18 protein-coding genes and 1 pseudogene are annotated in these 17,459 nt (G+C 69.1%); 16 read left to right on the top strand and 3 right to left on the bottom strand.

Going from position 1 to position 17,459, the window contains the following annotated elements; genetic code table 11:
• Nucleotides 1-74: 74 nt before the first annotated feature.
• Both ACIRA5_RS11900 and ACIRA5_RS11895 read right to left on the bottom strand, forming a co-directional pair.
• Nucleotides 75-1,409 carry an alpha-2,8-polysialyltransferase family protein gene (locus ACIRA5_RS11900; RefSeq protein ID WP_403689889.1) on the bottom strand — a complete coding sequence of 445 codons (1,335 nt, stop codon included), beginning with the start codon at nucleotides 1,407-1,409 and terminating at the stop codon, nucleotides 75-77.
• Complete coding sequence (locus ACIRA5_RS11895) at nucleotides 1,406-2,386, bottom strand: glycosyltransferase family 2 protein (protein WP_403689887.1); 981 nt, start codon at nucleotides 2,384-2,386, stop codon at nucleotides 1,406-1,408. Before ACIRA5_RS11895 ends, ACIRA5_RS11900 begins: the two co-directional genes overlap by 4 nt.
• A 198-nt stretch (nucleotides 2,387-2,584) precedes the next feature.
• Here ACIRA5_RS11895 and ACIRA5_RS11890 point away from each other — a divergent pair, with 198 nt between their 5' ends.
• The 13 genes and pseudogenes from ACIRA5_RS11890 to ACIRA5_RS11830 all read left to right on the top strand — a co-directional run bounded on the left by ACIRA5_RS11890 (nucleotide 2,585) and on the right by ACIRA5_RS11830 (nucleotide 13,550).
• On the top strand, nucleotides 2,585-3,892 hold the full coding sequence (locus ACIRA5_RS11890) for a DUF6716 putative glycosyltransferase (RefSeq protein WP_403689884.1): 1,308 nt from the start codon (nucleotides 2,585-2,587) through the stop codon (nucleotides 3,890-3,892).
• 74 nt (nucleotides 3,893-3,966) lie between these two features.
• Nucleotides 3,967-5,199 (top strand): N-acylneuraminate cytidylyltransferase, encoded by a 1,233-nt coding sequence (locus tag ACIRA5_RS11885; RefSeq protein ID WP_352049114.1) that lies wholly within the window; start codon nucleotides 3,967-3,969, stop codon nucleotides 5,197-5,199.
• A gap of 14 nt (nucleotides 5,200-5,213) precedes the next feature.
• Complete coding sequence (locus ACIRA5_RS11880; RefSeq protein WP_099920991.1) at nucleotides 5,214-6,152, top strand: N-acetylneuraminate synthase family protein; 939 nt, start codon at nucleotides 5,214-5,216, stop codon at nucleotides 6,150-6,152.
• An 80-nt stretch (nucleotides 6,153-6,232) separates the two neighbouring features.
• Nucleotides 6,233-7,312: a hypothetical protein gene (locus ACIRA5_RS11875; protein ID WP_403689882.1), complete on the top strand. Its 1,080-nt coding sequence runs from the start codon at nucleotides 6,233-6,235 to the stop codon at nucleotides 7,310-7,312.
• Nucleotides 7,313-7,496: 184 nt separating this feature from the next.
• Nucleotides 7,497-7,793 (top strand): annotated as a pseudogene (locus ACIRA5_RS11870) (phosphate ABC transporter ATP-binding protein); the annotation flags it as partial.
• A 229-nt stretch (nucleotides 7,794-8,022) separates the two neighbouring features.
• On the top strand, nucleotides 8,023-8,646 hold the full coding sequence (locus tag ACIRA5_RS11865; RefSeq protein ID WP_403690691.1) for a Uma2 family endonuclease: 624 nt from the start codon (nucleotides 8,023-8,025) through the stop codon (nucleotides 8,644-8,646).
• Between the two features lie 93 nt (nucleotides 8,647-8,739).
• Nucleotides 8,740-9,174 (top strand): WXG100 family type VII secretion target, encoded by a 435-nt coding sequence (locus ACIRA5_RS11860; protein ID WP_403689879.1) that lies wholly within the window; start codon nucleotides 8,740-8,742, stop codon nucleotides 9,172-9,174.
• Nucleotides 9,175-9,240: 66 nt separating this feature from the next.
• Nucleotides 9,241-9,555 (top strand): WXG100 family type VII secretion target, encoded by a 315-nt coding sequence (locus ACIRA5_RS11855; protein WP_403689878.1) that lies wholly within the window; start codon nucleotides 9,241-9,243, stop codon nucleotides 9,553-9,555.
• Nucleotides 9,555-11,303, top strand: a complete 1,749-nt coding sequence (locus ACIRA5_RS11850; RefSeq protein WP_403689876.1) for an RNase A-like domain-containing protein — start codon at nucleotides 9,555-9,557, stop codon at nucleotides 11,301-11,303. Before ACIRA5_RS11855 ends, ACIRA5_RS11850 begins: the two co-directional genes overlap by 1 nt.
• A 45-nt stretch (nucleotides 11,304-11,348) precedes the next feature.
• Nucleotides 11,349-11,948: a hypothetical protein gene (locus ACIRA5_RS11845; protein ID WP_403689874.1), complete on the top strand. Its 600-nt coding sequence runs from the start codon at nucleotides 11,349-11,351 to the stop codon at nucleotides 11,946-11,948.
• 40 nt (nucleotides 11,949-11,988) lie between these two features.
• Nucleotides 11,989-12,348 carry an RNase A-like domain-containing protein gene (locus tag ACIRA5_RS11840; RefSeq protein WP_403689870.1) on the top strand — a complete coding sequence of 120 codons (360 nt, stop codon included), beginning with the start codon at nucleotides 11,989-11,991 and terminating at the stop codon, nucleotides 12,346-12,348.
• Between the two features lie 13 nt (nucleotides 12,349-12,361).
• A complete protein-coding gene (locus tag ACIRA5_RS11835) occupies nucleotides 12,362-13,051 on the top strand; it encodes a contact-dependent growth inhibition system immunity protein (protein WP_403689868.1) in 690 nt (229 codons plus the stop codon).
• Between the two features lies 1 nt (nucleotide 13,052).
• Complete coding sequence (locus tag ACIRA5_RS11830) at nucleotides 13,053-13,550, top strand: hypothetical protein (RefSeq protein ID WP_403689867.1); 498 nt, start codon at nucleotides 13,053-13,055, stop codon at nucleotides 13,548-13,550.
• Between the two features lie 10 nt (nucleotides 13,551-13,560).
• On the opposite strand, the gene ACIRA5_RS11825 is transcribed toward ACIRA5_RS11830, so the two are convergent.
• Nucleotides 13,561-13,749: a DUF397 domain-containing protein gene (locus ACIRA5_RS11825; RefSeq protein ID WP_403689865.1), complete on the bottom strand. Its 189-nt coding sequence runs from the start codon at nucleotides 13,747-13,749 to the stop codon at nucleotides 13,561-13,563.
• Nucleotides 13,750-13,850: 101 nt separating this feature from the next.
• Between ACIRA5_RS11825 and ACIRA5_RS11820 the strand changes: the two genes are divergently transcribed.
• The 3 genes from ACIRA5_RS11820 to ACIRA5_RS11810 all read left to right on the top strand — a co-directional run bounded on the left by ACIRA5_RS11820 (nucleotide 13,851) and on the right by ACIRA5_RS11810 (nucleotide 17,299).
• Nucleotides 13,851-14,105, top strand: coding sequence for a type II toxin-antitoxin system RelE/ParE family toxin (locus tag ACIRA5_RS11820; RefSeq protein ID WP_403690689.1), 255 nt, complete (start codon nucleotides 13,851-13,853; stop codon nucleotides 14,103-14,105).
• Between the two features lie 536 nt (nucleotides 14,106-14,641).
• Entirely contained in the window at nucleotides 14,642-15,928 is a 1,287-nt protein-coding gene (locus ACIRA5_RS11815; RefSeq protein WP_403690688.1) for an amidohydrolase, read from the top strand.
• 303 nt (nucleotides 15,929-16,231) lie between these two features.
• Nucleotides 16,232-17,299: a BMP family protein gene (locus tag ACIRA5_RS11810; RefSeq protein WP_403690687.1), complete on the top strand. Its 1,068-nt coding sequence runs from the start codon at nucleotides 16,232-16,234 to the stop codon at nucleotides 17,297-17,299.
• Nucleotides 17,300-17,459: the final 160 nt, after the last annotated feature.

The raw sequence follows: 17,459 nt of genomic DNA, 5'->3' as shown, positions 1-17,459 counted from the left end.
GGTCTGTGCGTGTTCACCTGTATGTCGTTTCGGGTTCCCGGACCGGCCCGCGGCGGCCCGGCCCAGGAACCGGATCAGCGACCTACCGCCCGCTTCAGCGAGCGGGCGCGGCGTGCCACGCGGCGCACGGTGGCGTTGCGCGGGATGAACGCCAGCTGCGCCGGGACCGCGCCGGGCAGCGCCAGCGAGGTGAGGCGCTTGCGCTTGAAGTAGCGCCGGGTGTGGTGGTTCAGATGCCTGGTCAGGTAGGCCTCGGCGGCCGGGCGCAGGTCCGGGTAGATCTTCGGCTGCATCGCGAAGCCGACGGCCCGGACGAGGTCCGTCAGTGCCGTCACGTCCATGCCTTGGCGCTGTTCGTTGACCGCCGACTCGTCCGTCAGTTCGGGCAGCAGTGCGTCCACGATCGTGACGGGGACGCGGTTGCTGTTCTCGTACGGCGTGAGACGGTCGAGGAGGGGGCCGGTGCCGACGCGGGCGACCGGCAGGCCGTACAGCGCCGACGCGGTGAGCAGCGCGGTGGAGAAGCAGCCGACCACCAGGGCGGGGCGCATCCGCTGGTAGAGCACCTCGGCGAGGACCGGGGTGTCGAGCACGGTGAGGTCGGCGCCGAGCTGCTCGGCCTCCTTCTCCAGCAGGCGTGACCAGCGGGCCGGGGCCGAAGGATGCGGCTTGAACACCACGCGCGTGTGGCCGAGCGCGAGGGCGCCCTTCAGCATCCGTACGTGGAGGTTCTCCTCCTCCTCGGCGGTGAGGATGTCCAGCGCGGAGAGGTACTGGCCGAGCAGGAGGGCCGGTTCGTCGACGAAGGGCAGCTCGTCGCCGGTGTCGACCAGCTCGGCGAGCACCTTCGAGAACGCGTCCGTCGGCACGATCTCCGGCTCGACGCCGAACTCGGTGAGGAGCAGCGGCTTGAGGCCGGGGACGAGGTCCAGGTGGAGCAGGCGGGTCACGCGCGTGCCGACCAGCGGGTCGATCTTGTTGCGGGTGGGGCCGTAGCTCATCAGGCCGTCCGCGTACACGGTGACGGGCGCGCCCATGAAGATCTGCGAGATGCCGAGCGCCGGGTTGACCTGGATCGACTCGACGGCCAGCTCGATGTCGTCGTCGCCGAGGTTCCACGCGAGCCGCAGGTGCCGCTCCCACAGGGGGACGTCGTCGGGCCGCGGGGCCCAGCCGCCCGGGTGGAAGGGGGAGATGGTCTCGTTCCACGAGATCACGTCGTCGAAGCGGCCGCGCAGCTGTTCGAACCCGGGCATCTCGTCGAGGCCGGGCGTCGTCTCGGGCGTCGCCGCGTTGTTGGAGACGAGCAGGATGCGCCGGTCGGCGGGGCGGAAGCAGTCGGTGTCCAGGGCCGCGGCGAGCGTGGCCGTGCCGTACAGCGTGGACGCCATGAAGATCTGGGTGGTCACGCGGCCACCCCCGTGGTGGAAGCCGGACGGCGGCGCAGCCGGCGCAGCCGCGTGGCGCGCTGGAGGTCCATCGAGTCGAGGGCGTCGTCGAGCACGTCCTGCGGCATGTTCCGCAGAGCGACGGCGCTCATCGACTTCAGTTTCCGTGCCACTGCCGGCTCGAACCTTTCGATGGATCCCAGATGATGGGAAATAATCGCGCAATACGTGCGCACGGCCTTGGGCAGGAGTTTTTCGGCGTCGCGGTCCGCCGCGGTTTCCGCCACCACCTGGTCGAACGCGCGAATGAAGTCGAGCTGGCGCACGTCCCCGATCTGGGTGAGGGAGGAGGCCACACCACGCCGGTAGAACACACCGAGAAGGCCCACGGTGGCGAAGGATTCCGCCTCCCGGTGCAGCTTCCAGATCCAGGGCCGGTCCTCGGCCGTCCGCAGGCCGTCGGTGAAGTGCAGCAGCCCCCGGTCGACCAGCCGGCGGTGGTAGATGCCCGCCCAGGCGTAGGCGTAGTCGACGGAGGTGGAGCGGTCGGCGGGCAGTATCGCGTCGCGGGGGTTCAGTACCACTCCGCGCCGGCCGTGCGGGACCCTGTGGATGGTGCGGGCCCGCGCGGTGCACTGGACATGGTCCGTACGGACGAAGTCGCAGCCCAACTGCTCGATGGAGGCAACGAGTTGCTCGTAATAGCCGGGGGCGAGCCAGTCGTCCCCGTCGAGGAACGTGAGGTACTCGCCGTGCGCCGCGTCGATGCCCGTGTTGCGCGCGGTCGCAAGTCCTCCGTTCTTCTCGTGTCTGACATACACCGCGCCGGGGAGCTCGCGCTCCGCGCGCGCGAGAATGTCCGGTGTCTCGTCTCGTGAACAGTCGTCCACGAGAACGAATTCGAAGTCCTCACGTGCGTTCGCACGCAGGCTCTTCAAGGTGTCGGGTGCATATTGCTGCACGTTGTAGAACGGCACGATGACGGAGAGCTTGACCACCCACGTGACGTTAGGCGGCGGCCCGGCATTCGTCTTGACCGTTGGTGAGATGTCAGGTGAACGACGCGTGGCGAAGCAGTGAACCCAGCTGATTTCCGGCTGGATCATGGCCCGATTCGCCATTCGTCGATGTGCTGTTAACCGTTTGTTGTATTCGGGTTGGGCCGCTACTCGGAATGGCTTCCTAGCGTCTTGGACGTGCCAGCAAGTACCAGGAAGTCCCTGCGGGTCGCCGTTCTCGCGGATTCCGACACCCGGTGGAAATGGGGTTCGCTCACCGCGAATCGCATTTCACCGGCTGAATCGGACATTCTGCTCGACGGCTATCTCCTGCGCGGCCGAGCCACCCCCACCGCCCGCCAGCTCGAAGAAGTCGGCGTCCGCGCGGATTCCCTCCGCGAGGTCACGGCCGTCGAATTCCTGCGCGCCATGGAAGGGGAGCCGTACGACGTCCTCGTCATCGCCCTCGTGGGCGGCGGTGTGCAGGCGATCCTGCACGGCCTGGCGCATGTGTGGGAGGGACGGAGCAAGCGGCCCGTGGTCGTCACCGGCTATGTCGGCGTCGTCTACGAGAAGCTCGCCGACGGCCTGCTGCTGCGGCACGGCGCGGACCTCGTCCTCGCGAACTCCCGGCAGGACGCGGAACGCTTCCGGGCCGTGTACGAGGGAGTGGGCGCCGACGCCTCCTCGGTCACGGAGGTGGCACTGCCCTTCCTGGGTGGCGCCGCCTACGAGAAGCACGACCCGTACACGGTCGTCTTCGCCGCCCAGCCCTCGGTCCCGGAGAACCGCAAGGACCGTACGTACCTGCTGAACCGGCTGATCCAGCACGCCCGCCTCCACCCGGACCGCGAGGTGCTGCTGAAGCTGCGCTCCAAGCCGGGCGAGCACACCACGCACATCGAGGAACTGCCCTACCAGAAGCTGGTGCAGAAGACCGACCTGCCCGCCAACTTCCGGCTGGTGTACGGCCACATGGGTGAGGTGCTCGACCGCACCGATCTGCTGGTCACCATCAGCTCCACGGCGGCCCTGGAGTCCCTGCACCGTCGCATCCCCACCGTCGTCCTCAGCGACCTCGGGGTGCGCGAGGCGCTCGGCAACCACCACTTCGTGGGCTCCGGCTGCCTCGCCTCCTGGGACCAGCTCGACGCCGGACACGAGCCGGCACCCGACCCGGTGTGGGTGGCCCGGCAGGGCGTCGCCGCCGACGGCCAGTACGAGACGGCCTTCGACGAGGCGCGCGCCCGGATCACCGGCCTGCTGGCGGCTCCCGGACTGCTGCCCCTCGCCCCCTACTACACGCCCGTCACCGCCCCCGGCTACCTCCCCGGGATCCTCGCCCGCCACCACCTCGCCCCGGACGGCAGCCCGCTGCCCGGCGCCCCCGCGGCCGACAAGGAGCCCAGCCCCGTACGGCAGATCGTCCGCCGGGCGGCCCGCGGCGCCTACCGCCACGGAGTGCAGCGCGTGGCCCCCGTGATCCGGCGGATGGGGGAGCTGTGACCACCGTCGATCCCTCAGGCCTTCCGCCGGTCCCGCAAGCCTTCCCCCGTGTCCCTCGTCAAGGAGAACAGCGCATGACCAACTCGGAAGCGGGTCACGCGGCGCCGGTGCGCCGGGTGCTCGCGGTGATTCCCGCGCGCGGCGGCTCCAAGGGCGTCCCCGCCAAGAACCTCCTCCCGGTCGGCGGAGTGCCGCTGGTGGCCCGCGCGGTGCGCGAGTGCCGGGCGACGCGGCTCGTCACGGACGTCGTGGTCTCCACCGACGACCAGGCGATCGCCGCCGCCGCCCGTGAGGCGGGCGCCGAGGTCGTCCTGCGCCCCGCCGCCATCGCCGGCGACACCGCCACCTCCGAGGCCGCCGTCCTGCACGCCCTGGACGCCCACGAGGCGCTGCACGGATCCGCGGTCGACGTGGTCCTGCTCGTCCAGTGCACCAGCCCGTTCATCACGCGGGAGGACATCGACGGGGTCGCCGGGGCGGTCGTCGAGAACGGTGCCGACACCGCGCTGACGGTGGCCAACTTCCACGGCTTCATCTGGCGCGACGCCGCCGACGAGTCCACCGAGGGCGGCAACGGCGTCAACCACGACAAGTCCTTCCGGCCCCGCCGCCAGGACCGGCCCCAGGACCTCCTGGAGACCGGCGCGGCCTACGCCATGGACGCGGCGGGCCTGCGCAAGCACCAGCACCGCTTCTTCGGCCGCACGGAGCTCGTCCGCACCGACCCGGCACGCGTGCTGGAGATCGACGACCCGCACGACCTCGCCCGCGCCCGCGCGCTGGCCCCCCTCTTCGACGCGAACCGGCCTGGTTCGCTCCCGACCGCGGAAGACATCGACGCGGTCGTCCTCGACTTCGACGGCACCCAGACCGACGACAGGGTGCTGATCGACTCCGACGGACGGGAGTTCGTCTCCGTGCACCGCGGGGACGGCCTCGGTATCGCCGCCCTCCGCAAGAGCGGGCTGACGATGCTGATCCTGTCCACGGAACAGAACCCGGTGGTCGCCGCCCGGGCCCGGAAGCTCAAGATTCCGGTCCTGCACGGCATCGACCGCAAGGACCTCGCACTGAAGCAGTGGTGCGAGGAGCAGGGCATCGCGCCTGAGCGCGTGCTCTACGTCGGCAACGACGTCAACGACCTCCCGTGCTTCGCCCTCGTGGGCTGGCCGGTGGCGGTCGCGAGCGCCCACGACGTCGTGCGCGGCGCCGCACGCGCGGTCACCACCGTCCCCGGCGGCGACGGCGCGATCCGAGAGATCGCCAGCTGGATCCTCGGCCCTTCTCTCGACTCCCTCGACAAGTAAGGAACTTCTCCACCATGAGCACCAACTCCCGTCTGCGCCAGTTCGGTTCGAAGACCGCCGGTCCCGGCCACCCCGTCTACGTCGTCGGCGAGATCGGCATCAACCACAACGGCGAGCTCGAGAACGCCTTCAAGCTGATCGACGCCGCCGCCGAGGCCGGCTGCGACGCGGTCAAGTTCCAGAAGCGCACCCCGGAGATCTGCACCCCGCGCGACCAGTGGGACATCGAGCGCGACACCCCCTGGGGCCGCATGACCTACATCGACTACCGCCACCGCGTGGAGTTCGGTGAGGACGAGTACCGCCAGATCGACGAGTACGCCAAGAGCAAGAACATCGACTGGTTCGCCTCCCCGTGGGACACCGAGGCCGTCGCCTTCCTCGAGAAGTTCGACGTCCCCGCCCACAAGGTCGCCTCCGCGTCCCTCACCGACGACGAGCTGCTGCGCTCCCTGCGCGCCACCGGCCGCACGGTCATCCTCTCCACGGGCATGTCGACCCCGAAGCAGATCCGCCACGCGGTCGAGGTCCTGGGCAGCGACAACATCCTGCTCTGCCACGCCACCTCGACGTACCCGGCGAAGGCCGAGGAGCTCAACCTCCGCGTCATCAACACCCTCCAGGCCGAGTACCCGAACGTCCCGATCGGCTACTCCGGCCACGAGACGGGCCTGCAGACCACGCTGGCCGCGGTCGCCCTGGGCGCCACCTTCGTCGAGCGTCACATCACCCTCGACCGCGCGATGTGGGGCTCCGACCAGGCCGCCTCCGTCGAGCCGCAGGGCCTCACCCGCCTCGTCCGCGACATCCGCACCATCGAGGCCTCCCTCGGCGACGGCGTCAAGAAGGTCTACGAGTCCGAGCTCGGCCCCATGAAGAAGCTGCGCCGCGTCACGGGCGTCGTCGCCGAGGCCGAGATCGCCGCGGCCGCGGGCGAGCCGGTCGCGGTCTGAGGTCCTGACCTCCAGAACCCCCCACGCGTTACCTCCCACCTCCCTACGACAACTCCTTACGACAGGACGGTCGTACGTCGATGAGCCCCCGCGCCGGATCCACCGGCCCCCACACTCTCGCCTTCGTCGAGAGTCCGGTACAGCTCCTGAACGTGCTGGAATGGGCACATACCACTGTCCAACACGGCACGGCGCCCGGCGCGGGGCTCACCCTCGTCGTCCTGTCCCCCAATGACCCGATGACCCGTGGCCAACTGCGCCGCATGGCCGAACTGGCCCGCGACGAGGGCCACTCGGTCCGCTGGGAGGAGGCGCGCGGTGGCACCACGGCGCCCTTCCACACCATCGGCGGCCTCGCCCCGCTGCTGCGCAGGGCCCGCCGCATCGTCATGGGAGACCCGTTCTCCCGCTATGTGCAACTCCTCCTGACCATCACCCGCGCCCCCGACCTGGTCGTGGTCGACGACGGCACGGCGACGATGGAGTTCGTCGCCCAGCTCGCCCGTGGCGAACGCCTGGTCCGCTGGCACCGCAAGGGTGGCCGCCCGGGTCCGCGCGACCTGCTCTTCGCCCCGGTGTCCTCCTCGGCCAGGCGCCGGCTGACGCCCAGCGAACGCCGTACGGTCGAGGTGTTCTCCTCGATGCCGATCGACGAGACCCCGATCGGTGTGCGCGTCACCGCCAACGACTTCTCCTGGACCCGGGCCCGCTTCGGGCCGCCCCGCCTCACCAAGGGCGCGGACCTGGTCGGCACGTCCCTCGTCGAGACGGGAGTCGTCGACGGGGACCGGTATCTCCAGGCGGTTCGCACCCTCGCCAAGTCCCACGGCGCCACCCGCTACTTCGCCCACCGCCGCGAGAGCGCCGAAAAACTCCACCGGCTGGCCGCGGAGACGGGTCTGGAGATCGTCCGCCCCGACCTCCCCCTGGAACTGATCGCCCGCCGCGGCCCCATCGGCCGCACGATCCTCAGCTTCCCCTCCACGGTCGTCCACACGCTGCCGCTGGCCCTGGCCGGCACCGAGGTCCGCGTCGCCGTCTGTGACATCGACCCGGCCTGGCTGACGGATCACGCCTCTCCGCGCGCCCAGGGCTTCCTGTCCGGGGTGACGGGGACGGCGCGGGACGTACACCGGTTGTCGTCGGTGGCGGCGATATAGGCGATACGGCAGAGAGAGAAACACAGGAGATACGGAACTTTCCGGGCCCGGGGGCCCGTCGGGTGTTCACCGCCCGGCGGGCCCCCGGGCTTTCCGCGTTCCCGGCCCGGGTGCGCCGCGACGGCACGAGGCGCGGCGGCGGATCGCGGCCGCGGTGGAGGCGCGACACGTCTGCGCACCTCCTGCCCGCGCCCTGGCCGTACGCCCTCGAGTGCTGCTGATGGACGAACCGTGCTCGGCGCTCGACCCCACGTCCACCCGCCGGGTCGAGGAGACCATCCACGAACTCGCGGGCCAGGTGACCGTCGTGATCGTGACCCACAACATGCAGCAGGCGGCCCGCGTCTCGCAGCAGTGCGCGTTCTTCCTCGCCGAACAGGGCACCCCCGGCGGCATCGTCGAACGCGGTCCCACCGAACACATCTTCGGCGACCCCGAGGACCAGCGCACGGCGGACTATGTGGCGGGCCGCTTCGGCTGACATCCTCGGCTTCTGTGATGATCAGAGCTCTCGCGGAGGCGGATGGTGACCTGCTCGGGGACGACCTGTTCGGGCGGCGCGGGAAGCTGCTGTGGTTCGAGCGGTGAGCGTCACTCTGAGTTACCTCATAGGGCTGAACAAAGAACTGAGCCCGGCGGGGCTCTCCGTCCGGCGCTACCGTGGAGCCAGCGATGCGCCCTGTAAACAGCGGAGGACCGCGGTGACCAGCATGATCGAGCGGCCGATGGCCATAGGGCCGACACCGGCAGCCGGAGCGTTCGAGGACCTGCTCCGGACCGTCGAAGAGCTGGAGACACCTGACGGCTACAAGGCCGAGCTCATCCGGGGGAAGATCGTCGTGTCACCGTGGTCGAAGCTGCGCTACAAGAAGGCCATGAAGTCGCTGCGCCGGCAGCTGGAGCCCCACGCGCCGGAAGGGCACGACGTCGACGTGGCGCCGTTTCTCTATGTGTTCCCCGGCACGGAGCGCGCCTTCGGCCCCGACCTGCACGTCGCCGACGAGTCCGCCTTCGAGGCCGAAGGCCGTCACGCCGATGGCGAGGCTCTCTCCCTCGTCGCCGAGCTGACCTCCACGTCCACCAAGGACGTCGACTGGCTCGACAAGCTGGACACGTACGGGCGAGTCGTCCCCGTCTACCTCGTCCTCGACATGCAGGCCGAGGACATGACCGCCTTCTGGGACCCGTCCGAGAAGGGATACCGATCCCGCACCACCGTCCCGTTCGGGCGCCCGCTCCACGTACCCGCCCCGTTCGACTTCGACCTGGACACCTCGGGATTCGTTGCGCGCGCGAAGGAAACGGACAAGGGCGAGACGGACGAGGCTTGTTGAGTGGCCTGCCGCACGCCTTGTTGCACCCACTCGTACGATTGCCCTGAGAGCAGCGGGACTTGTGATGCCGGTGCGACGGGGACGGGATGAGCCATGGGGGCACAGGGAAACAGCGGATCCGGTCAAGGCGGCCGTTCTGATCTGCGCGTATCGAGCCACGATCTGACGAAGCTGGCCGACGATCTCGACGACATGCAGGACCACCTGGACCAGCAGGTCAAGCGCATGGATGCGATCGTGGACCGCATCGAGGCGGGTTGGCGCGGCCCGGCGGCGACGGCGTACCGCGAGTTCCACCGGGCGGCGGCCGAGGACGCCGTACGCATCCGTGACGTGATGAAGCACCTCGAACAGGCCGTGCGGATGAGCCGGGACGGCTTTACCGAGCGGGAGTTGGACGTGCTCCAGCAGATGCGGCAGATCCGGGTGGACGTGGCGAGCGAGGTGGCCAGGCTGTCCACACCGAATCCGGACGCGGCCCCGGCCACTCCGTCCACGCTGGCGCGCAGCAGCCTCGACTCCTTCTGAGCCGTCTGCCACAGGCCGCCGAGGCGCCTACTGCACAGCCGTAACGACCAACGACCAAGGGGGACCATGTCGACCGGGAGCTCCGACGACGACCACATAGCCGTCTCGTTCGCCACACTTCACGACCTCGCCGCCGAACTGGAGGACATCCTCAAGAAGCTCAACGGCAAGCTGGACGGCCTCTACGACCGCGTCGTACCGGTCGTGCTGTCCTGGGAGGGCGAAGCCCGCGAGGTCTTCGTCGACAAACTCGACGAGTGGGACCGCTCGGCCCAGGACCTCCAGGCAGCCCAGAAGTGGCTGCATGCGTATGTGACCACGGGCCATACCAACTACGCGGCGGCGCATCGGGCGGTACTGCGGGGCTGGGGTGCCGCCTGATGGCGGACCGTCCCAGCGATGCCGAACGCAAGCAGGAACGGGACCAGCTGAAGCCGGCGGCGCCCGACGCCGGTGGGGGGTTCGATGTGCAGCCGGCCCACCTGTACTACTCGTCGGTGGTGGTGCGCGACGGGCAGTTCGACTACGACAAGGCCGCCACTCAGCTGATGAGTGCGCTCAACGAGTACAGCCAGTCGGCGGGCACCGGTTGGGGCCCGGACTCCTTCGCCAACGTCTACATGCAGATCGCCGAGAAGTTCATCCAGGTCTGGTCGGTCAGCGTGGTGAGCGTCGGCGGCGTCGCGGTCGGCCTGACCCTAACGGCCAACAACTACCAGGCGGCGGACTGGGCTTCGCGCGGCATGTACGGGCCGCCGCCGCGCCGCACCCTTCCGGTCGTCATCGACAAGAAGCCCGACTACGGGAAAATCAACGACATCAAGTGGTCGGGGACCGGCGAGGACGCCGACTCCTGGGCGATCTCCGGGGCGCTCGGCGAGATCCCGGACTTCCTCGCGGACGTCATCCGGCCGGCCATCGAGTACGGGCTCAACCTCGGCAAGACCCACGAGATCACCCCGGGCGCCCGCGAGGACGACCTCAAGGGGATGGCCACCGCGTGGCGCCAGGCCGCGAGCACGGCCCTGAAGGCGGGCGACAACTTCACGTCCGCCATCAGCTATATGACGGACCCGCAGGGTAACAGCGAGTGGCAGAGCGCGATGAAATCGTTCTGCCAGGCGATCTGGGGGACCACCGCCTGGGGCCGCAACCGTGACGCGCAGGGCAACATCGCTCAGCAGGGCGGCCGTAGCTGGAAGACCTCGGGAACGGTGGCACCCGCCCAACGCCGTCCGATCCTGGAGGTCCTTCACCACACCGCCGACACTATTCAGAAGACCTGCGACGACCTGGCCCAGGTGGCGAAGACCTGCCGGGAGACCACCACCAACCTGGCCAAGACCGCGGCCAAGGGGATGGTGGCGGACCTGACGACAGGGCTTGACCCACTGGAACTGCTCGAACTCGCCGGCAGCGCCATGTTCGGCAAGCTGGTCATGACCTTCCGCCAGCACATGGACCGGGCGGCCGTGGACAAGGCCGTCGGGATCTACCAGCAGGCCTTCAGTGACGCCGCTTCCAAACTCCTCGAACTGGAATGGGAGTTGGACGAGGCGCTCAAGAGCGCACCCACGTTCATCGCGGAGGAGGCCAGGGCCGAGGCCTTCGGTGGCCGCTCGTTGAACGAGTTCAAGAAGGAGCACAAGCAGCTCAACGGGGAGAACCCGGTCCCGTACAAGTACACGATCGACCTGGCGATGGAGGAGGACCTCAGCGGCGGCCACACCATCGACAAGCACGTCGGCAAGACCGACGACCAGCTCCTGCAGCGGCTGCGCGACCAAGCCAAGGGGAACGGCGAGCCGAAGATCCCGGCGGCCTCCACCTTCACGGACCTGACCTCGGCCCAGAAGTACACCCAGTACTGCATCAGGCAGAACAGTGGTGCCATTGACGCCTGGCTGGCGACCGGTCCCCCGCCCACCCCGAACAGTGATGTCTTCACGGTCAACTCGGTGGGTGACGCAAACAACCCGCTGGCCGTGGCCCCGGTGACCGGGCGCATCTCGAACGTGGTCAACAAGCAGGCGACCCCGGTGACGGACGCGCACGGCGTCTCCACGCGCCTCACATACGACGCCAGCCTCGACCCGCCCTTCGTCGTGACCACCTCTATGCCCAAATAGGCTGAACCCTTCCCTCAAAGAACACGACCATCAAAGGAAGCAGCGATGTCGACGCCGGATGCTGAAGCTTGGGCTGAGGCGCTCACCATGTACGAGCAGCGGTACTCGTATGTCCTGGTGGGGTCCCGCGCGCACCAGGACTGGGAGCAGGACGTAGCGGCCATCATGCGCAGGGAGGCGGTGGATCCCCGGTCCTGGAGGTGGATCGACGTCGACGAAGGCGAGGAGGAACGTCTGGAGGACCCGTTCTTCCCCTTCATCCTGCCGCCATCCGACCCGGAAGGCGCGGCGGCGTGGCGGGCCGGACTGCGGACGGTGCCCCGGACATCGGTGGAAAGGCTGCTCGTCATGCTGTCCACCACCTGGCTGGATGTTCCCAGCGAACGCGCCCGGAATCACTTCGAGGCCCGTCGGCCGGAACTCGAGCGGAAGGCCCGGGTGATCCTCTCCCGGTTCCCGGAGGGGACGTCCTTCTACGCGAACACCGGCTTCCCGGACGTGAGAACCGGCAACCGCGTCGACGACCCGGACTTCTACGAAATGACCACTGGATGCAACCCGAGATCCCAGTACGACTGGGATCTCGGCTTGGTCGCAGTGTCCGAGACTGAAGTCGGCGTCTTCTGGTCCTTCGACGCCACCTGAGTGCGCGACCCCTTCACCCGATGCCATCCGAACGGACCCCATGAACAACATCGGTAACACCGACGAAAGCGCGAGGTTCGGGCCCGAAGCCCCCGCGCTGGTGCTCACCCGCAGCGCCACCTACCCCGACCACGAGACCGCCCAGTGGGCCACCCAACAGGTCGTGACGGCCAACGAGCAGCTCATCCACCGCTGGCTGGCCCAGTCAACGCGGCCGCGTCTGACCATCGAGGCGTCCTGGTCCTCCCGTCCCGAGCCGGTCGGGCGGGTGCTGCTCCAAGCGATGATGCTGGCAGGGCGTGACCCCGTCGACGTACGGGCGGCTCGTGTGGTTCTGAAGCGGGACGCGTCCCGGCCGCACGGCTTCGTCGTCCACGCCACCTTCCCCGTCTACCTGTAGAAGGCCGACCGCCGTGCCCCTGAGCCCCCTAGAACACGACCGCCGCTACGGCGAACTGGACCAGGTGATCCGCGCCTACGCCGGGCAGCCGGCGGACGACACCCCGGACAAGCCCAGTCAGGCCCTGACCGCCTACCTCCGCCACACCTGGCACACCCGCCCCTGGGCACTGGCCTCGGCGGAGGCCCAGCTGCGGGAGTACGCCCGCAACCCGCCCGGCCGACTCCGCCTGCGCCTCGGCGAGTTCTACGCCATCCCGGACGTCGGGCTTCCCGAGTCCGACATCCAGCAGTGGCTGACCTGCCTCGCCGACCACATCAAGCACAGCGTCGAGACCGGCGAGGCCCCGCCCCCGGCCACCCCCGCCACCCACTGGGAATGGCGCGCCCGCTTCCCCGAACTCGCCCAGTTCCTCGGCGGCTGGTTCTCCCAGGACATGCCGGACGAGTTCGACGACCACGATGCCGCCGTCGACGACTACCGGTCCTCCACTGCCCCGCAGCTCGTGGCCCGCCTCGTCGGAGAGCTCCACGAGCTGCTCGCCCTCAGCCTGGAGGAGTCCGACTACGCTCTCGCCGTCGCCGAGCTGGGCATGGAGGTGGACCCTCCGGCTCCGTACGCGCCGAGCGGCTGGCTCGCGCTGATCGCCGAGAGGCTCAGTGGGCCGCGGGCCCAGTACGGGTCCCCGCCGCAAGGGGAGTGAAGTGACCGCGCCCGTCGATGAGTTGCCGGTCCTGCTCAAGAGCCTCTCGTACGATCTGCGCGTGTACGTCAGCGCGGGCCGACTTCGGCCGGCCGACGGGTCGGGCGGGCTCACGAAGGCCGTCGCCGAGGAAGTACATGCTCTTGTCGTCGAGTTGTACGAGGGCTACTGGCACCGGTACGCCTACGGCACGGCCGGCCCGGTGTCTGCGTCGCAGATCGAAATGTCGCTGCACCCCAAGTCTCTGGCAGAGGCCACCGTCCTCATGGGCGAACTCGCCTCGGCGGACCTCATGTTCCCTGAGTTCGCTCTCATGGACCGCGCCGAGGCCACGTCGATCGCCGCACGCGTGGCGGGGTTGCTCGGTCCTGGCGCGCGCTGGTGGTCCAACAGGGACGACCTCGGCGTGGACGGTGTCACCAGCTGCTCGTTCGACACGTTTGTCGTCGGCAGCGACGGCAACCGCTTCGCCCTACTGATCCAGGTCGGCGACGACTGAGGTGGCTCGCTCACCGGCCCATGTGCACCGCGAACGCCGCCCAGGCCGAGGAGTCGACCCGCAGGACGGGCCCGTCCACGTCCTTTGAGTCACGGACGGCGACGGTGCCGGGGATGTTGCGGGCGACTTCGACGCACTCCTGGCCGACATCGCCACCGCTGTAGCTGGACTTGACGAACACGAAATCGAACTCGGCCACCGGGGCTACATCTCCTTGCGCTCCGTGTATGCGCGGGCCGTGGGCGGCCCGACTGCCACGCAGGCGGAGATCGAGGATCTCGTCACCGGGGCGGAAGCCTCCTGAGTCACACGATCATCTGGGAGCGAGCGGCCTCCGAAGGCCTCAAGCGGCTCCGGGCTCGCGACGGCGACGCGGTCAAATCCCTCGTGAACGCGATCAACGCGCTCGCCCGGAACCCCGAACCCGCTGCCGGCAGCAAGCTTGGCAGCACCAACCTGCGGCGGCTGCGCGTCGGCATCTACAGAGTTACGTACGAAATCGACGGAGACACCGTCGCGATCAAGATTCTCATGGTCGGCAGCACGGCTGCCTGACACCGGCGACTGTTCAGGAGCCCAGGGTCATCCCCTCGCCCCCGGGACCGGGCCCCGGTGGCCCCTCGCGCCCGGGTCGACAGGGAGTGGTGTTCAGGCATTCGTGCGCATGATCTTGGTCAGGTCTGTGGGACCGTAGAGTACGGGAATGGGTTCGGACACCCCGAGCGTTCCCCTATGGGAGTGCGCCGGCAGCGCCGGCGGACTGGATCTGGAGAGGGGCGGCGGCCCGCATCAAGGGCCCGCGTCACCCCGTGGTCACGGGCCGTCACCGCAGTCGGCCATCGTGGCGGACATGGCAGTCGGCCATCGTCCCGGACGCGACCGGCGGCCTTCGGCCCGGATGCGGTCCGGGCAGGGCGCGCATACCGTCTGGCTCAAGATCCCATCGTCCGGAAAGGCGGGCGAGCATACCCATCCCACCGGAAACCTATGCGGCGCGTGGCCAAGTTTCTTCCCCTAACGGGCTGAAGTTTTGTTGATCGTGGGTCAGTTGGCCGCCCCGCCGCCCTACCCTTCAAAGGGTGAACCAATTGATGTCCCGAGAGTACGAGGCCGATGTCCCCGGGGGAGCACCGCTCCCCGGCACCCTGCCCGACGCCCTGCGTGCCGAGCTGATCGCGTTCCGGCGCGACATGCACATGCACCCGGAGCTCGGCAACCAGGAGTTCCGCACCACCGCGGCACTCAAGGCACGCCTGGAGCGAGCGGGCCTCAAGCCCCGCGTGCTCGACATCGGAACCGGGCTCATCTGTGACATCGGGATCGACGTCGGCGAAGGTGTGGGGGCGGGCGAAGGGGACGGCGCACGCGACCGCGTACGGGACCGTGCGGTCGACGGCGGACGCGGCATGCTCGCCCTGCGCGCCGACATCGACGCGCTGCCCATCCCGGACACGAAGAGTGACTGCGCGTACCGGTCGACCGTGCCCGACCGCGCGCACGCCTGCGGCCACGACGTGCACACGACCGTCGTCCTCGGCGCCGGGCTCGTCCTCGCCGAGCTGCATCGCCAGGGACTCCTGCCGCATCCCGTACGGCTGATCTTCCAGCCCGCCGAAGAGGTCCTGCCCGGGGGCGCGCCCGACGCCATCGAGTCCGGAGTGCTGGACGGCGTGGGGCGGATCATCGGCGTGCACTGCGACCCGAAGGTCGACGCCGGACGGATCGGACTGCGCCACGGTCCCATCACCTCGGCCTGCGACCGGCTGGAAGTCTCACTCGACGGCGCCGGCGGCCACACCGCGCGCCCCCATCTCACCACCGACCTCGTCACCGCCGCCGCCCGCGTCGTCACCGACGTGCCGTCCCTCGTCGCCCGGCGCGTGGACGCCCGCAGCGGGCTCGCGGTGACCTGGGGACGCGTCGAGTCCGGGCACGCCTGCAACGTCATCCCGCAGCACGCCGAACTCTCCGGGACCGTCCGCTGCCTCGACCTCGAGGCCTGGCGGCAGGCGCCCGACCTGGTGCACGCGGCCATCGACGAGATCGCGAACCTGTACCGCGCCAAGTCCGAGATCAACTACATCCGGGGCGTCCCGCCGGTCGTCAACGACCCGGCGGTCACGGAGCTCCTCCATGACGCCATGACCTCGCGGCGCGGCTCGCACTCCGTCGAGGACACCGAGCAGAGCCTCGGCGGCGAGGACTTCTCCTGGTACCTGGAGCACGTGCCCGGCGCCATGGCGCGCCTCGGCGTGCGTACGCCGGGCGAGCGCACCACCCGTGACCTGCATCGCGGCGACTTCGACGCCGACGAGTCGGCCATCACGGTCGGAGTCGAGCTCTTCACCGCGGCGGCCCTGCTGGACGCGATCCGCTAGACGCGCCGCCATGAGCGCGGGACGCTCAGTCGCAGACGCTGCACAAGTGACGTAGGGGTACCCGGGCCGCCGGTCCGCCCGATGCCCCGATCGGCACCCCTTCGTCCACTTGCGTCACCCCGCCGTAACGGGTGGCGGGCAAACGTAACCCGGTGGCGGCACGGTTCGATAACGGCCCGGAGAAACCCCGTTCCCCTCCCCTTCTACGCGCGTTACTGTGCGCCGAAATCGCTGCGTCGGCGGCGTGTTGGGGAAGCGGACCGGCGACGGCCGTGGGGATGAAGGGTGCTTGCTGTGCGTCTGATATCTCGGAGGACCAGGTTCTCCCAAGCAGCGGTGGCCGTCTCGGTCATCGCCCTCGCGGCGGTCGGTTGTGGCAAGTCGAGCACCGACACGAGCAGCGACTCCAAGAAGAGCTCGTCGGGTTACAGCGGGAAGGGCATCGGTCTCGCGTACGACATCGGCGGCAAGGGCGACCAGTCCTTCAACGACGCCGCGTACGCCGGTTTCCAGAAGGCCGAGACCGAGTTCAAGATCGGCGGCCGGGACATCGAGCCGCAGGACGGCGAGTCCGACGCCGACAAGGTGCAGCGCCTGGAGCAGCTCGCCAAGTCCGGCTACAACCCGGTGATCGGCGTCGGCTTCGTGTACGCGCCGGCCATCAAGGAGGTCGCGGCGAAGTACCCGAAGATCACCTTCGGCATCATCGACGACGAGCAGGACAAGGCCGCGAACATCGCCGACCTGGTCTTCCACGAGGAGCAGTCCTCCTACCTCGCGGGTGTCGCGGCGGCGAAGGCCACCAAGAAGGACCACATCGGCTTCATCGGCGGCGTGGACATCCCGCTGATCCACAAGTTCGAGGCCGGTTTCGACCAGGGCGCGAAGTCGGTCAACCCGAGCATCAAGATCGAGTCGCAGTATCTGACGCAGACGCCCCAGGAGGGTGGCTTCTCCAGCCCCGACAAGGGCAAGGACGCGGCGGCCGGCCAGATCGAAAAGGGCGCCGACGTGCTCTACCACGCGGCCGGCCTGTCCGGTCAGGGCGTGATCTCCGAGGCCGCGTCCAAGAAGGTGTGGGCCATCGGCGTCGACTCCGACCAGTACGCGCAGAGCTCTCTGGCCAAGTACAAGGACTGGATCCTCGGCTCAGCGCTGAAGAACGTCGGCGGCGCGGTGTACGACCTGGCCAAGTCCGTCGTCGACGGCAAGCCGCTGAGCGGTGTCGTGCGCGGTGACCTGAAGTCGGGCGGCGTCGGCTTCGCCGACTCCAACCCGAAGTACAAGGCCCTGACGGACGTGGTCGCGGCGGTCGACAAGGCCAAGCAGGACATCATCGACGGCAAGATCACCGTCAAGACGACCCAGTGAGTCGCGCCTGTCGTCACTGATCACCGGCCTGGCGTCACTGATCACCGATGAGGGAGCCCCCGCCCGATGTACGGGCCGGGGGCTCCCTCATTCATGCGTGCAGGCGTGCAGCGCGTGCATGCGTGCACGCGCGGGGTCGTTCCGGCTCGATGGTGATCCT

Origin of the sequence: Streptomyces sp. NPDC096311 (assembly GCF_044763085.1) — a bacterium.
In the GTDB taxonomy this organism is placed as follows: Bacteria; Actinomycetota; Actinomycetes; order Streptomycetales; family Streptomycetaceae; genus Streptomyces.
The sequence above is the reverse complement of the archived record's forward strand: the minus strand, read 5'-3'. Positions and strand labels throughout refer to the sequence as shown.